The following is a 16,642-nucleotide window of genomic DNA, read 5'->3' as shown; positions in this document are numbered from 1 at the left end:
TATCAATTTAGAGGAATTTCTACCCTTAAGTTAAAACCGCTCTCACCGTCAGAGCCATACATAATTTTGCCATTTACAGGTTTCAGTCTCTCTTCCATACCCGTAAGGCCGAATCCTTTTATAATTTTACCACAACCAACACCATCATCAAGTATAAAAAGCTTAATCATTTTAATATCAAAACGCAAAATAATATTAACATTTTTTGCTTTTCCATGCTTTACAGAGTTTGTCAATGCTTCCTGGCATACTCTGTATATGATATCGGAATACCTGCTAATGTCATTAGGTTCAATACCTTCAGAAGTGAAATCTATTTCCACACCCGATAACCTGAAATCGGAAAACAAATTTTTAAGTGATGTTATAATGCTGTTGGAGCTAAGCATCTCAGGCCTCAAACCATTTATCGACCTTCTTAACTCCTTTAACCCCTCTTTGGATATCTTTAAGGCTTCCCTAAGTTTATCTCCCGTAGTATCCATATCACTCCGATATGTTATATTGGCCACCTCAAGTATTGAAATCAGAAGGGTCATAGTATGCCCTAATGTGTCATGTACATCATGAGCAAACCTGTTGCGTTCTTTTGCAATTGCCAGTTCCTCAACTGTTGCAGCATACTTTGCCAGTTCATCATTCATTGCATTAAGCTCAATATTTTTGTCATTAAGTTCATCCATCATACCTTTGTATAAGGTGATATCAGTAAAGGTCAGTGCTTTAGCCAGCATTTCACCATGCTTGTCCAAAACAGAATGAAGTTTCACGTGGTAAGTTTTCCTCGATGGCTTAAGTAATGTTATTTCGGTTGAAATTATTGAAGGTTTTCCTCCCGCAACTTCTTCCATAAACTTACCATAAATTGCACCTGACGAAATTCTCTCTATCTTTACAAGTACATCATTTATATCCATATCCTTTATAATATCACCATCTATAAGAATATTGCTTAAAAAGGCTGAATTCCAATCGATTACCTTATTATTTATATTGAAAACCAGGACAGCATCATTCATCTTTTCTACAATATCTCTTCTTGCAATAGGTACAAGATCAAGAAACCTGTATCTGAATGTCGCTATAGCAACTAAGAGCATTGTCAGAGAAAAGCTCACAGGAGTGAGGTCATAGTTTAGTCTTACAATATGAGTTACTGACAAAAAATTAGAAATAATAGGTATTGTTACTGCCAAAATTAGAACAATAGTCTGAACCTTCACATTTCTGCTTAGTTTGCTATATTTCCTGGTAAGAGCCAGAACACCTAAAAAAATATATACATAGGTAACAAATACAATAATCCAAAAGTAAACCTGTCTTCCGCCACTGTCATCTATACTGGACTTAAATATTTTATGATAATCGTTTGTCAATACAACCAAATAGTTAATTATGGGTATAGCAACAGCTGGTATGATGTTTTTTTTCTTGAAAAAGCTTCGATTTTCAACAAAAAGGTTACAAAATACCAACCATCCGAGGCTTAGAAAACATATGGAAAAATAATTAATTTTCATGAAGATTATCTTACTTGAATATTCCTGTGCCATAAGCTCAAAGGCATATCCTAAAGACCATACAAAAACCAACGTCTGGCACAATACGTAGCATATAAAAAGCCCGGATTTCTTTGCTTTAAATATAAAGTACATAACCATTATAAATGATAGAACTGCTGATATGACAGGCAAAATACCGTGGGTTGTCAATAAAAAACGCATCTCACACTCTCCTGACATAATTAAGGGCATTTCAAAAAATACATTATTCATGTATTTTTGTTCTACATAATTAATTCAGCTTTTTGAAATGCCCCGTTGACCAGTTAATTATTGTAAATTCCTAATGTATTGCGTTTTTCAGAATTTTTATTATATGATTATATGAATTTACAAAATAAATTCATATAATCTTTATTAGAGCTTTTCAAGCTCTTCTTTAAGTATTTTGTTGATTATCTGAGGATTACCCTTACCTCTGCTTTCCTTCATACATTGCCCTACAAGGAAACCGAAGGCCTTTTCTTTACCGCTCTTGTAATCGGTAATAGACTGGGGATTAGCTTCCAATATCTTCTTAACAATGCCAACTAGTGCTCCCTCATCATTAACAACCTCAAGACCTTCCTCCTTCACTATCACTTCAGGATCTTTTTGGGTCTGGAACATCTTTTCAAAAACCTTTTGGCAATTGTTCCGCTGATTTTTCCGCCATCTATCAATTTCACAAGCTTTGCCAAGTACTCTGCGGGGAAAGGTATATCACTTGCTTCCATTTCCTTTTCCTTGAGAATCCTCATAAGATCACCCATAATCCAGTTGCTTACAGCCTTTGCGTTATTGCTCATCTTAACAGCCTCTTCAAAGAAATCAGCAAAGTATTTTGATGAAGTAAGGACGGATGAATCATACTCAGGTAATCCAAATTCTTCAATGTACCTCTTCTTTCTTGCTTCAGGAAGTTCAGGCAGCGAGGACCTAATATCATTTATATAACTATCTTCAAGAACAATAGGCACAAGGTCCGGCTCAGGAAAATACCTGTAGTCGTGAGCCTCTTCCTTGCTTCTCATGGCATAGCTTTCACCTTTATTATCGTCCCAACGCCTTGTTTCCTGTACAATAACCCCGCCATACTCAATCTCAGTTTTCTGCCGCTTAAACTCACCTTCAATCGCCCTTAAAATTGCTTTGAAGGAGTTGAGGTTTTTCATTTCAGTCCTTGTACCGAATTCCTTTTGACCCACCGGTCTTATTGACAGGTTAACATCTGCCCTTAAGGAGCCTTCCTGCATTTTGCAGTCGGAAACGTCAATATACTCCAAAATAGCTTTTAAGTTTTCCAGAAATGCCTTAGCCTCTTCAGCCGATCTGATATCAGGCTCCGATACAATCTCTATAAGTGGTACACCGCACCTATTATAATCAACAAGTGTACCTCTGCCCCATTCATCATGTATAAGCTTTCCCGCATCTTCTTCTATGTGAATTCTAGTAAGTCCTATCCTTTTTTGTACACCGTTTACTTCTATGTCGATATATCCGTTCTTGCATATTGGCAGATCATATTGCGAAACCTGATACGCCTTAGGTAGGTCAGGATAAAAGTAATTCTTTCTATCCTGCTTGCTGAAATTGGCAATTTCACAATTTGTTGCAAGCCCTGCTTTCACTGCATATTCTATGACCTTTTTATTTAAAACAGGCAAAACTCCTGGCATTCCTGTACATATGGGACAGCAATGAGTATTTTCATCACCGCCGAACTCAGTTGTGCATGAGCAGTATATCTTTGATTTAGTTGAAAGCTCCGCATGAACTTCCAAACCTATTACCAACTCGTAATCCATTGTCATCACCCTTCTTTTGTATTCCTATATTTTCGCCCTCAGCTTATGATATTCTGTATTTTGCTCAAAAGTATATCCAACCCTTATGAGTGTACTTTCATCCAATGGCTTTCCAATAAGCTGCAAACCGATCGGAAGCTTATTTCCATCAAAGCCGCAAGGAATTACCAATCCAGGCAGTCCGGCAATATTAACAGATACCGTAAAAATATCCCCCAGATACATTTCAAGCGGATCGTCTACCTTCTCTCCAATTTTGTATGCAGTGGATGGTGCTGTAGGTCCTAAAACCAAATCATACTTTGAAAAAGCTTCATCAAAACCATTTTTGATAAGAGTCCTTACTTGAAGGGCTTTTTTATAGTAAGCATCATAATAACCTGAGCTTAATGCATAAGTGCCAAGCATTATCCTTCTTTTTACCTCAGTACCAAAGCCTTCGCTCCTTGACTGCTTGTACAGGTCCAGTAAATCAGTGAATTTTTCTGCTCTGTAGCCGTATTTTACCCCATCATACCGTGCAAGATTGGAGCTTGCTTCTGCAGATGAAATAATATAATAAGCCGGTATTGCATACTCGGTAATAGGCAGCGAAAACTCTTCACACTGTGCACCAAGCTTTTTTAATACTTCAACAGCATCTAAGACAGCCTTCTTGACTTCGCTGTTTAAGCCTTCTCCATAAATGTATTCCTTCGGTATTCCAATCTTCATACCCTTTACATCATTTATCAAAGCCTTTGTAAAATCAGGATAGCTCTCATTTATTGATGTTGAATCCATAGGGTCATGACCGCATATTGCATTCATTACAAGTGCACAGTCGGTTACATCCTTTGTCAGTGGCCCTATCTGGTCCAAAGATGATGCGAATGCAACAAGTCCATACCTTGATACAGATCCATATGTAGGCTTCAAGCCAACAACACCGCAGAATGATGCAGGCTGCCTAATAGAGCCTCCTGTATCTGACCCTAATGAAAACACAGCTTCACCTGCAGCTACACACGCAGCAGAACCTCCGCTCGATCCTCCCGGTACTCTTTGCAAATTCCATGGATTGCATGTCTTTTTAAAATACGAGTTCTCCGTAGATCCACCCATTGCAAACTCATCCATATTGAGCTTTCCAACTAAAACAGTATCTGCATCGAAAAGCTTTCTTGTAACGGTTGCATTATAGGGCGGTACAAAGTTATTTAACATCTTTGATGCACAGGTGGTTTTTATCCCCTCAGTGCACATATTGTCCTTCAGTGCCATAGGGATACCGCCAAGCAATGATACAGATTCACCTTTATCAATTTTGTCTTGAATCTCTTTAGCTCTCTTTAAAGCTTCATCCTTGCAAACGGTAATATAACTGCCTACTTTTTCTTCAACACTTTCTATTCTAGCAAGCACCGACTGTGCAATTTCAACGGCACTTGCCTTTTTGCCATCTAGCAAATCCTTCAATTCATGGGCTGTTAGTTCAAAAAGTTCCACAATTCTACCTCCTGAAATTCAATGTTACCAATTAAGTAATGACTAAAATCCTACTTCCGATTTCTACGCTGTTTTTGACGAGTTAAATCGACACATGGGCGAAAGTTATATTTGAGCCATTATTAAGGAATGTTTTTAATTAGATATGCCTTATTCAACAACCTTTGGTACCTGAACACATCCATTCTCCTTTGAAGGTGCGTTAGCCAAAAGTTTTTCCCTGTCAAATGATTCTTTAACCACGTCGTCTCTGAATACATTCTTAAGTGGCATAACATGTGCAGTTGGCTGTATGTTTGATGTGTCAAGCTCATTTAGCTTGTCCACATATGAAATAATATTTCCCATTTCAGAAGTTAATTTTACTTTTTCTGCCTCTGTTAGGTTTAATCTGGCAAGTTGAGCAACGTTTTCAATAATCTCTCTTGTTATCTTCATAAAACTACCTCCATTCATAATGTTTATTATATTAAATGACTATATAAAAATCAATTAATCTTTTACATATGTGAACAAAATAAAAAGACATATATTAATATGCCTTTTTTTATGTTTAATAAATCATAGTTACAAAATCGAAGGGAATTAAGCTTTACATTTCTCCACCAAATGATATACAGTGTCTCCCAAATCTGTAAGAGTAGCATCCTTATTCACTATTTTTTCTATTCCACCAGGACAATTTAGCCTGTACGAACCATCAGGGTTTCTAGTCGTAGTATTTAATATATAACCGCATTCATCATCATACCTTATAGATATATATCTTTTTCCCTGTGTAAATTCGCTCCATTCTTTAACCTGTAATTCCTTAATGAGCTCTTTATCAGTAAAAGGATGCACATCGCTGTCCACTTCTATTGTCTGTCTTATAGCTTCTCCTAGCTGATGGGGAGGAATTGGACTATCAATATATATAATATTGTCCATAGCTCTTCCCTTTCCTTCAATATCTTTTGCATAAGGAATTATAACAATACTGTTATTCCTTCCAAAAAATATACTTGCAAAGCCAGTTTGAACAATCTTATATTTCTTATTTTGATTTTTATTATTTCCAAATAAGGTCTTTTCTTTTTTTACTTTTTCTTTCTTAACGTCTTCTTTTTTATAATTACTGATGTCTTCATTTAAATTTCTCTTAAATAGCTTAGGCTGGTCAACTTCTCTGCCTCTATCAGAACCCAATCTCTCATCGGATATCCTCTCAACAGGTCTGTTTTGCTCTATATATCTGCTTTGATCGGCAGGTCTATTTTGCTCAATAGACCTGTTTTGCTCAAACATTTTTTTGTTAAGTATTTCCTGACTATTGTCATTATCGGAATCATTGGACCTTGCCCAGGGCGTAAACCTGTGGGTGACTGGACCTATGTTATCATCATGATTCTGATTTGCTTCCATTGAGAAGCTGCCTGAATAGCTCATACTTTCAGCAGGAACAAGTCTTTGATTCATTGCTGCAACATTGTTACCTTGTGTATAATCACTTTGATTATCATTTTTTACAGGTTCAGTATCAACGCCAACTCTTCCAAATCTAGGATGATGGTTCGTATCAGGATTTACCGAAATATTTTCATTCCTTTTCCTAAAATAGTTGGCAATATCCTGCCTCACATCACTGTTACTTGGACTCAAAGGCTTTGTTTTTACTGTTTTCTTCGGAAATTCTATTTTGGGAAGTTTAATATTTGATATCTTGTTTTTAAGATCCAAATCTTTAATAAAAACTATTGCCTTGTCCAGTGTAGCTTTTAATTTAGGATTCTTGTTGATTTTATCCTTAAACTTATCTGGAATCCTAATGTCCAAAAACTTAAACAACAAACCTAAAACAATTGCGACAACAATGATGTCAAAAATAACGAAAATCACAATAGCCATAACATACCTCTTTTCAAAATAATCTAATCGCTTACAGATAAAATAAACCTTAAAAGAATCATTCTTTATTAAACAATACCATATTTTAGTACTATTTTAATAAATTTGATACTTTTTTTCTCTATATACTAATATTTTATCATAAATTTCAAAAAAAGATATCTAATTATTAATAATTTTTTAATATTTTTTTAATAAATAATTAATATTTGTTACTTATTTATCATTCTCAATTAAGCTTTTAATTTTCAACCATGCTCTTTAAATCTTCCTCAGAAATAATGGCAACACCAAGCTCCCTAGCCTTAACCAGTTTGCTTCCTGCATCCTCTCCTGCAAGCACATAGGAAGTTTTTTTAGATACACTGCCGGAAACCTTACCTCCATACATTTGAATAATTTCTGTAGCCTCATCCCTTGTCATGGAAGGAAGCGTTCCTGTAAGTACGAAAGTTTTGCCGCTAAAACGGTCATCCTTCTTTTTATCCAAAGCCCTCGAAACCATATTTACGCCTGATTCCTTAAGTCTATCAATCAGTGTATGAACCGTCGGCCTTGCAAAGAAGCTTAGAATATCCTGTACCATGATATCTCCAAAATCAGGCAGTGTAATAAGCTGATCATACTTTGCCTCCATAATAGAATCCAAATCTCGGAAATTTGCTGCTAGCACTCTGGCTGTCTGTTTGCCAACATTTCTTATTCCAAAGCCTGTTATAAGCTTATCGATATCGTTTTCTTTAGACTTATCAATAGCCTTGATCAGGTTATCAACGGACTTCTCTTTTCCTATTATCCCCTTATTTATCAGCTCTTCTCTATAGTTTTTAAGACTGTATAAATCAGCAATATCTTTTATATATCCATCAGTCATCAAAGCCTCAACGGAACTTGGTCCTAACCCTTCAATGTTCATGGCATCCTTCGATGCAAAATATATAACTCCTCTTATAGCTTGAGCAAAGCAATCAGTCCCTGTACAGCGTATTTCAACACCGTTCTCTTCCCTGGCGGCAGGTGCACCGCATTTAGGACAGACATTGGGTATCATATATTTTTGTGCTTCTGGAGGCCTCTTTTCAGGAATACTCCTTAAAACCTCCGGAATTATGTCCCCTGCTTTTTGAATAATTACCGTATCACCTATTCTAATGTCCTTCATGTCTATGTAATCCTGGTTATGCAGTGTTGCCCTCGAAACGGTAGTTCCTGCTAATCTAACTGACTTTAATATTGCAAGTGGCGTCAACCTTCCTGTACGACCAACCTGCACCTCAATATTTTCAACTGTGGTTTCCTTCTGCTCAGGGGGATATTTGTATGCTACAGCCCATCTGGGAACCTTGCTGGTCATACCCAGCCTTGCTCTGTCACTAAGACTGTCAACCTTAACTACTGCTCCATCTATCCCGAATGGTAAACTCCATCTTGAATTTCCAATATTTGAAATAGCCTCCCATACTTCATCCGCTGTTTTACACACACAAAAATCCGGACTTACATGAAAGCCTTGAGACTTCAACCAATTAAGGGACTCTGAATGGGATGCAAATTCTCTGCCTTGGCAGATTTCCAAGTTAAAAACAAATATATCCAGGTTCCTCTCCTTGACAATGGCTGAGTCCAACTGCCTCAATGTGCCTGCCGCAAGGTTTCTTGCAGTCTGGTATATTTTACCTCCAACTTCCTCCTGCTTGCGGTTAATTCTTTCAAAGGTCTCATTAGTCATATAAACCTCACCACGAACCTCAAGATACGGATACTTTTGGGGTATGCTTTTGGGGACATTTTGTATTTCCAAAAGGTTCTCATAAACTGACTCTCCAATAATACCATCACCTCTCGTAATACCCTCAACAAAAGAACCATCATTATATCTTAGTACAACAGAAAGTCCATCAATCTTTTTTTCTACAATAAAAGTTGGCTCAGAAAGCTCCTGAATCATTTTATTAACAAAGCTATACACATCTTCCTTGCTAAATACATCCTGTAAACTCACAACAGGCACATCATGCTGAACCTTTCTCAACTCCCTCTTGCTGCTTCCTCCTACCTTCTGTGTTGGTGAATCTGCAACAGCAAATTCGGGATACTCCTTTTCAAGCCTTCTAAGCTCCAAAGAGATTTGGTCATATTCGTAATCGGTAATTTCCGGGTCATCCTGATTATAATAGCGTTCATTATGATACTCAATAAGCTTTCTAAGTTCCTCAATTCTCTTCTTGACTTCCATGTATCCAACCCTTTCCTCGATTATATTAAAAGTGATAAATCTATTACATTTGCCTTAAGCAAATCTATAAAATCAGTTTTAATTATAATGAATTGTTTGTTAATTGCCTCGCCAAATGTGAGATTGTCAACACTTTTAATGTAATATTGATTAAATATTTTAGTCATTCCTTAAGTCATTCCTAGTTTATTACTTTTTACTCTTGGAAGGCTTTGAACCTCCTCCCGATTTAACAAGAAACATATATATGGCTAATAGTGAAAGCACCAGCCAGAATAATCCCCAAATAACCGAGGGTATATAAGGCCAAATTTGTGCAAGTTGGTCTGCATCACTTCCATTTGCCCTGCCGCCTATCATCTGAAGCGGAAATTTTAATTTTACAAGCAATGTGTCTACAAATGTATCGTATACAGCATAAGCAACACTTGAAACTCCTATAATGTCTAATGCCCAGTCAATAACTTTATCATTTTGTATCATATATATAATTATTACAGCTGCTGCAAATATTACAGAATACAATAAGATAAGGCTAAAACTTCCATACTTTATGGAAACCCCAAGGAATATTATGGCAATTATGCCAGGAAGGTATTTTTTAACTGAAGTTCTTTTTAACAACAATATAAGCAAACCAAAGAACAAGCTTCCCAAGTATCCTCCATTTAATATAAGAATCTGGGAAAGCCATCCTTTTGTCTTAACAAGTGCATATCCGCTTTCATTAAAGTTTATCCTTATTCCGCTGATACCATAACCGAAAGCAAATGCCATCAATGAATGCCCCAACTCATGCAGAAATACTGTGAACAGCTTTAACGGCTTAATTATAACGGTATTCCATAAAACAAGTATGAACGATAGAATAATTAAGTATCTTCCAATAAGTTTCATATACATTTCCCCACAAAATAATTGAATTTTCCTATTTGTTTTTTCGAATAAATGAATTAATCATAAATAATACAAGGAATATCCCAAGTACAAGACCAACACCGTCAATAATATTTTTCCAGTCTGAAATAGCAAGGTAAACTTTTAAATAATAGAGCTTTTGCAAAAGATAACACAGCAATATACCTCCAACAATTCCAACGACAGCTATCTTATTCTTTGCAGAAAACTTTTGGACATCAAATACCAGAATAAAGATTACTACAATAAGCAAAAAGTCTGTTGAATTGCTGAGGAGATAATTATACGACCTTAAAATCAATGCAGCTGCAGTAAATAGAACCAGCAGAATTCCCAAGATAACAGGAAGCAGTGATCTCGCTTTTTCCTTAAACTTGTCATTTCCAAAAACCAATATATATATAATAACCACTATAATAAGATTTGTCATGTTATACACCTGTCCAAACATTGTATAAATTTATTGCAGCAAAAATGCAGTATAAAAATCAATTAATTTATTACATTTGTTTGTCGCAAATCCCGTATAAGCGTTCGATATTTGCTCCGCCAAATGCGAAATTAATATAATTTTTATATAACATCGTTTATTATAATATTATTTTAACACATATGCCATTACTAAATTTATTTTTCTAAAAATTTTGGTGCTAAAGTTGCAAATCTAATATACTGTTTGTTATAATTCACATGTACGCTATGGGAAATAAAATCAAAAAGTCATTTTTCAACATTAGTATTGTCATTAGAAATTGTTGTGCAGAACACTTTAAATTTACATAAAAATAAAGATTTTTTGGACATAATAATTTAAAACGTGAAAATCCATAAGAGGTGTTAATGGAAAACAGGTTAAAAGGCAAAGATCTTCGTAAAAGCCTTACTTATGTCATTATAGCAGTTACTCTTGGTAATGTATTTTTCATTACCGTCGGATCTCCAGTTGGAGGTGCAGCATTTACAAAATTTGCTGTAAAACTTGGAATAGATGATTTCAAATATGGTATAATATTAACCTTGGCAATAATGGGAAGTATCATACAGTTGCCATTTTCATTCAACATAGAAAACTCGGGAAAACGCAAAATTATTTTTCTGATAGCAGGCTTTATACATAGGCTGCTTTATATACCAATAGCTCTTATACCTTTGTTCATACCATCAACAAATAAAAACCTTATATTTATCTCGATAGCATTTCTGATAATGATATCATCAGCAGCTAATTCAATAGTAGGTGTTGCTTTTTCTTCATGGATGGGTTCCCTTGTGCCTTTAAGGATCAGGGGAAGGTATTTTAGCAAAAGAATGATGATTTATACCATTTCAGGTGCATTGAGCGGTTTGGCTATAGGTCAGTATATAGACAGGTTTAACAGCCTTACAAACTATTCAATATTATTTATAGTGGTTGCTTTGTTTGGTGCAGCAGACATATTTTGCTTCATATTTTTGAAAGACCCTCCTGTTGAAAGTACTGAAAAACAAAGCATAAAAACCTTAAAGGAACCCTTTAAGGATAGGAATTATTTAAAGCTTATAATATCAGTATCTCTATGGAATTTCGGAATAAACCTTCCAACACCGTTTTTGTTTATGTTTATGATAAAGCAGCTAAATATGAGCCTTTTTTCAATTTACCTTCTTTCCCAATTTGTATCTAATGCTGCTACCATTTTATCTGTCAGGTTTATAGGCAAAGCAATAGATAAATACGGAAACAGGCCGGTTGCTATTGTGTCGTCATTTATAATATCCACTATTCCGTTTTTATGGTGCTTCGCAACCCCTTACAATTACTATGTAATTATGCCCATAGCAAGCCTAATAACAGGTATATTCTGGCCCGGCTTTGAAATGAGCTTTATGAACCTTTCAATCTGGCTGGCTCCTAAAAAGTACCGTACATCATATATAGCCAATTATACTATGTTTACATCAGTTGTCGGCATAGGTCTGTCTTATCTTTTAGGCTCTTATTTTATGAAGTTTGCCACTCCCTATCTAAAGGAACTTCAAGCCCCATTCTTTATCGGACAAACCCTTAATCACTATCATGCATTGTTTATTCTTACCTTCATAACAAGACTTGTAATTTCAATAGTTTTTATTCCAAAAATAAACGAAAATAATGCAAAGTCATTAAGGGATATTATTAAAAGAAAAGTATAATGTAAATCTAAGCTATTAATGTTTATGATAATAGTGCTATAATTTACACCATTAATATTATATTTATTAAAGCTTTTAATTCAAAAAAAAAACTTCCCACAATCCATACATATTTACTGGCTAAAGCAGCAGTAAAACACATGTATAAACTATAAAAGGAAGTATAAGAGAATTTAAACAAAATCTACAAATGATTTTGTTTACTTAGCTGTTGTCGTTAGAAATTGTGGTGTAGAATACACTATAATCTCCTAGACATCAAGAAAATTATTAAGTGCACTAAATTAGACTGTTTTACAATTTTACCATATCAATAAAACTTATGTAAACATTTAGTGCTAACAATCAAGAAATGATTATTACCTTCTCGGTTCTACCAACAATTTGATTGCAGTCCTCTCTTCACCGTCGATCACAATATCAGTAAAAGCCGGTATGCATATAAGTTCAATTCCAGATGGGGCAACAAAGCCGCGGGCAATTGCGATAGCTTTAACAGCTTGATTCAAAGCTCCAGCTCCTATAGCTTGTATTTCTGCAGAACCCTTTTCGCGAATAACACCTGCTAACGCACCAGCAATAGAATTTGGATTGGATTTTGATGAGACTTTTAATACGTCCATACTCGTACCCCCTAAACTTTTTCGTAATTAAAATATTCTACAAAAAAATCGAAAATCCTTTTTTTTAATGAGATTAGACAAATTATCGCTATTTAGGCTCCATTATCATACTTATTCTTCTTATATTAGCAGTTTTTCCACTTTTTTCTTCAATATCCAGCAGAACTGCATTAAAGATAATCCTACCCTTTGCAACTTCAAATCTCTGCGGCATGCCGGTAAGGAACTTTTTGATAATAATATCCTTATTAACGCCAATAACACCATCACAAGGCCCTGTCATACCCACATCGGTTATATATGCGGTACCAAAAGGAAAAATTCTCTCATCTGCTGTCTGAACATGGGTGTGTGTACCCAATACACAGCTCACCCTTCCGTCTAAATACCATGCCAGTGCTGTTTTTTCAGAGGTAGCTTCTGCATGAAAATCCACAACAACAGCCTTGACCTCCTTTTTTATATGCTCTAACTCCCTATCGGCAGCTTTAAACGGGCAGTCTATATTATCCATATATATTCTGCCTAAGAGGTTCATAATTGCTAATTTTCCATTCTTGCCATTTAGTATGGCATAACCCTTTCCGGGCAAATCCTGAGGATAATTCGCAGGTCTTGCAAGCCTATTATCACTCTCTATGAAGTTTAATATCTCATTTTTTGACCAGGTATGATTACCCATTGTTATGCCGTCTACACCGCTGTTATACAATTCCTGGGCAATTACATACGTTATTCCGCTTCCCCCGGCAGCATTTTCACCATTAGCAATACAAAAATCGATTTCTTCTTCTTTTTTTAATTTGCTTATCATTTCTTTTGCTGCTTTTCTTCCAGGACTGCCTACAATATCACCAATAAACAAAACCCTCAAACTTAATCCTCCATTTCAATATCAAAAATCCAAATCTATATTAAAACATTCTTTAAAGCACAAAAAGCGTGTCTCCACGCTTTTTATGTATATTAATCTTTACTATTTTGCATATTCAATAGCTCTGACTTCTCTTATAACATTCACTTTTATCTGACCCGGATACTCAAGCTCATTTTCAATCTTCTTGACTATCTCACGAGTCATCATTACCATACCTTCGTCAGAAACATCTTCAGGCTTAACCATAATCCTGACTTCCCTACCTGCTTGAATCGCAAAAGACTTTTCTACCCCATTGAAAGAATTTGCGATTTCTTCAAGTTTTTCCAGACGTTTAATGTATGATTCCAAAGTTTCTCTTCTTGCACCAGGTCTTGCCGCAGAAATTGAATCTGCTGCCTGGACAAGCACCGCTACTATTGAAGTAGCTTCTATATCTCCATGGTGAGATAAAATTGCACTTACTACATCATTGTTTTCTTTGTATTTCTTTGCTAGATCAGCTCCTATAGTAACATGTGAGCCTTCGATTTCATGGTCTACCGCTTTTCCAATATCATGCAGCAAACCTGCTCTCTTCGCAAGAGTTACATCAACACCAAGCTCGGATGCCATCAATCCTGCCAACTGTGCTACTTCTATAGAATGATTAAGCACATTCTGTCCGTAGCTTGTCCTGAATCTAAGCTTACCTAACAGCTTAATAACTTCAGGGTGCAATCCGTGTACTCCTGTCTCAAATGTAGCACGGTCACCTTCCTGACGGATTGTGTTCTCAACTTCCTTCTTGGCCTTTTCAACCATTTCTTCTATCCTGGCTGGATGAATTCTTCCGTCCAAAATAAGTTTTTCCAATGTTATCCTTGCCACTTCTCTCTTTATTGGATCGAAGCCTGATAGGATAACTGCTTCGGGTGTGTCATCGATGATAAGATCAATACCTGTTAATGTTTCAAGAGTCCTGATATTACGTCCTTCACGACCGATGATTCTTCCCTTCATTTCGTCATTTGGCAGTGGAACTACAGATACTGTGATTTCTGAGACATGGTCTGCAGCACATTTCTGTATTGAGCAGGCAATTATATCCTTTGCCTTCTTATCCGCTTCCTCTTTTGCTTTTGCTTCAATCTCTTTTATAAGAATAGCAGCTTCATGCTTAACTTCACTTTCAATATTCTTAAGCAAATAATCCTTTGCATCTTCAACTGAAAGTCCAGATATTCTCTCCAACTCTTCAATCTGTTTTTTCTGAATCTCAAGCGTCTTATCCTGAAGGGATTGAACATCTTTTGTCTTTTTGTTGAGCTGTTCATCCTTCTGCTCAAGGGTCTCCATTTTACGATCCAGAGTCTCTTCTTTCTGCAAAAGCCTTCTTTCCAGTCTTTGAACCTCATTTCTTCTGTCTCTGATTTCTTTTTCAAGTGTTTCTTTACTTCTGTGGATCTCTTCTTTAGCTTCAAGGAGAACTTCTCTTTTTTTGCTTTCAGCTTGCTTTACCGCTTCGTTAAGTATCTTAACTGCTTCGTTTTCAGCACCGCCTATTTTTTCCTCAGCTTGTTTTTTTCTATACTTAATTCCCAACTTGAAAAATATGAATGAAGCAATTCCTGCAATTACCAAACCAATTAATAAACCTATTACTAAGTCTATGATACACACCTCCTTGTTATTCAGTTTTCAATGGACAGTTGCCAATGCATAAACATACCCATTAGCATAACCTCATTGTAAACTTTTTAAAATTTATGTCAAGAATCAATTAATCGATAAGGATTGATAAGTTATAATAATACCTTATTAAGCTTGTTCCAACCTGTTACCCCTGTCCATTTAACCCTGCATAATTACAGGGAATTAGAGCATTGTATGTGGGATAAATATATTACTATGTAATAAATATACTTCATAGCAAATTCATCTAACCTAGATATTAAAAAACAATAAAACCTCTTTCATCAAGAGGTTTTATTGTTTCTGGAAATTTTATTTTGTTGGCTGCGGATCAAGGATTCGAACCCTGACAGACTGATCCAGAGTCAGTTGTGCTACCATTACACAAATCCGCATCATTCGTGACAAAGGGTATTATAGCATAATAAAATTACCATTGCAATAGCTATTTCTACTTTTTTTACTGGTTATTTATGGTGCACAGTTTAAATTTATTTCGAAAACTCATCAATAACCTTTATTAGTACAGGGCCGATAAGAACCGAAAACAGTGTAGGAAAAATGAACAAAACCATTGGTATCAGCATTTTAACAGGTGCCTTCATCGCTTTTTCCTGTGCCCTCTGCCTTCTCTTCTGCCTCATCTGCTCAGATTGAATTCTTAGTACATTGCCTATGCTTACACCTAATTGATCAGCTTGTATTATCGATCCTATGAAAGTTGTAAGATCGGGAAGATTTACCCTTTGTGCCATATCCTTTAAAGCATCCTTCTTTTGTTTTCCAACTTTTATTTCCTGCAAAACATTTTCAAATTCATTTGCCAATGCACCAGGCATTTTGTCAATTACCTTGGCAAGTGCTCCATCAAAACCAAGACCAGCTTCGACGCTTACAGTTAAGAGGTCAAGGACATCTGGCATTGAGTTTCTTATTTGCCGCTGTCTTTCAAGGGTCTTCCTGTTTAGAATAAACCTCGGCAGAAGTATTGACATAATCACTTCTATAATTACTAAAAGCACTATTGACGATATTTGAAAGCTCCTTATGTATCCTATGGCAGCTGTTAAAACCAGCAAACACACCATAATAACCAACTGAATATTTATCCAGTCGTTAACTGTAAGATTATAGGGATTACCTGCTATTACCACCTTCCTTTCAAAGTTTGAAATAATCTCCTTTGGAGTATACTTCAAAACGGCTCTACTCAAGCTAAAAAGAATAGGGCGAACAACCCTGACAAAAATAGGCTGATTCAGCTCGCTGTCCATATCCTTTTGTTCTTCCTTTGATATCTTGTCAAGTCTTATCAAAATAATCTGCTTCTTTCTAAAAAATCCACCGAATACGGCATATACCATCATGTATGAAGACAGAAAAACCATAATAAGAACTATAGCCATCATAATAAA

General features: G+C 35.8%; 12 protein-coding genes, 1 tRNA gene and 1 pseudogene. 1 reads left to right on the top strand and 13 read right to left on the bottom strand.

The window, feature by feature from the left end:
- Positions 1-2 precede the first annotated feature (2 nt).
- From Bccel_RS01755 to Bccel_RS01720, 8 genes and pseudogenes are all read right to left on the bottom strand, one after another.
- Positions 3-1,724: a histidine kinase N-terminal 7TM domain-containing protein gene (locus Bccel_RS01755; RefSeq protein ID WP_036946298.1), complete on the bottom strand. Its 1,722-nt coding sequence runs from the start codon at positions 1,722-1,724 to the stop codon at positions 3-5.
- A gap of 195 nt (positions 1,725-1,919) precedes the next feature.
- Positions 1,920-3,352 (bottom strand): annotated as a pseudogene (gene gatB, locus Bccel_RS01750) (Asp-tRNA(Asn)/Glu-tRNA(Gln) amidotransferase subunit GatB).
- A 24-nt stretch (positions 3,353-3,376) separates the two neighbouring features.
- Positions 3,377-4,840 (bottom strand): Asp-tRNA(Asn)/Glu-tRNA(Gln) amidotransferase subunit GatA, encoded by a 1,464-nt coding sequence (gene gatA / locus Bccel_RS01745; RefSeq protein ID WP_036946294.1) that lies wholly within the window; start codon positions 4,838-4,840, stop codon positions 3,377-3,379.
- 150 nt (positions 4,841-4,990) lie between these two features.
- Entirely contained in the window at positions 4,991-5,278 is a 288-nt protein-coding gene (gene gatC, locus Bccel_RS01740; protein ID WP_036946291.1) for an Asp-tRNA(Asn)/Glu-tRNA(Gln) amidotransferase subunit GatC, read from the bottom strand.
- A 147-nt stretch (positions 5,279-5,425) separates the two neighbouring features.
- Positions 5,426-6,727, bottom strand: a complete 1,302-nt coding sequence (locus Bccel_RS01735) for a hypothetical protein (protein ID WP_036946289.1) — start codon at positions 6,725-6,727, stop codon at positions 5,426-5,428.
- A gap of 241 nt (positions 6,728-6,968) precedes the next feature.
- Positions 6,969-8,963 (bottom strand): NAD-dependent DNA ligase LigA, encoded by a 1,995-nt coding sequence (gene ligA, locus Bccel_RS01730; protein ID WP_036946287.1) that lies wholly within the window; start codon positions 8,961-8,963, stop codon positions 6,969-6,971.
- Positions 8,964-9,152: 189 nt separating this feature from the next.
- Positions 9,153-9,860 carry a M50 family metallopeptidase gene (locus Bccel_RS01725; protein WP_036946285.1) on the bottom strand — a complete coding sequence of 236 codons (708 nt, stop codon included), beginning with the start codon at positions 9,858-9,860 and terminating at the stop codon, positions 9,153-9,155.
- A gap of 31 nt (positions 9,861-9,891) precedes the next feature.
- Positions 9,892-10,311: a hypothetical protein gene (locus Bccel_RS01720; protein WP_036946283.1), complete on the bottom strand. Its 420-nt coding sequence runs from the start codon at positions 10,309-10,311 to the stop codon at positions 9,892-9,894.
- Positions 10,312-10,721: 410 nt separating this feature from the next.
- Here Bccel_RS01720 and Bccel_RS01715 point away from each other — a divergent pair, with 410 nt between their 5' ends.
- Complete coding sequence (locus Bccel_RS01715) at positions 10,722-12,053, top strand: MFS transporter (RefSeq protein WP_036946281.1); 1,332 nt, start codon at positions 10,722-10,724, stop codon at positions 12,051-12,053.
- A 359-nt stretch (positions 12,054-12,412) separates the two neighbouring features.
- Here Bccel_RS01715 and Bccel_RS01710 read toward each other — a convergent pair whose 3' ends face one another.
- From Bccel_RS01710 to Bccel_RS01690, 5 genes are all read right to left on the bottom strand, one after another.
- The gene (locus Bccel_RS01710) at positions 12,413-12,676 is read right to left on the bottom strand and encodes a stage V sporulation protein S (protein WP_036946279.1); all 264 of its coding nucleotides are present in this window, start codon (positions 12,674-12,676) and stop codon (positions 12,413-12,415) included.
- Positions 12,677-12,764: 88 nt separating this feature from the next.
- The gene (locus Bccel_RS01705; protein WP_036946277.1) at positions 12,765-13,550 is read right to left on the bottom strand and encodes a TIGR00282 family metallophosphoesterase; all 786 of its coding nucleotides are present in this window, start codon (positions 13,548-13,550) and stop codon (positions 12,765-12,767) included.
- Between the two features lie 102 nt (positions 13,551-13,652).
- Positions 13,653-15,230: a ribonuclease Y gene (gene rny, locus Bccel_RS01700; protein WP_457920577.1), complete on the bottom strand. Its 1,578-nt coding sequence runs from the start codon at positions 15,228-15,230 to the stop codon at positions 13,653-13,655.
- A gap of 318 nt (positions 15,231-15,548) precedes the next feature.
- Positions 15,549-15,622, bottom strand: a tRNA-Gln gene (locus tag Bccel_RS01695).
- 96 nt (positions 15,623-15,718) lie between these two features.
- Positions 15,719-16,636: a type II secretion system F family protein gene (locus tag Bccel_RS01690; RefSeq protein ID WP_036946273.1), complete on the bottom strand. Its 918-nt coding sequence runs from the start codon at positions 16,634-16,636 to the stop codon at positions 15,719-15,721.
- Positions 16,637-16,642: the final 6 nt, after the last annotated feature.

Origin of the sequence: Pseudobacteroides cellulosolvens ATCC 35603 = DSM 2933 (genome assembly GCF_001262605.1) — a bacterium.
Classification (GTDB): Bacteria; Bacillota; Clostridia; order Acetivibrionales; family DSM-2933; genus Pseudobacteroides; species Pseudobacteroides cellulosolvens.
Note: the sequence above shows the minus strand (reverse complement) of the source record. Positions and strands in the feature narration are given on the sequence as shown.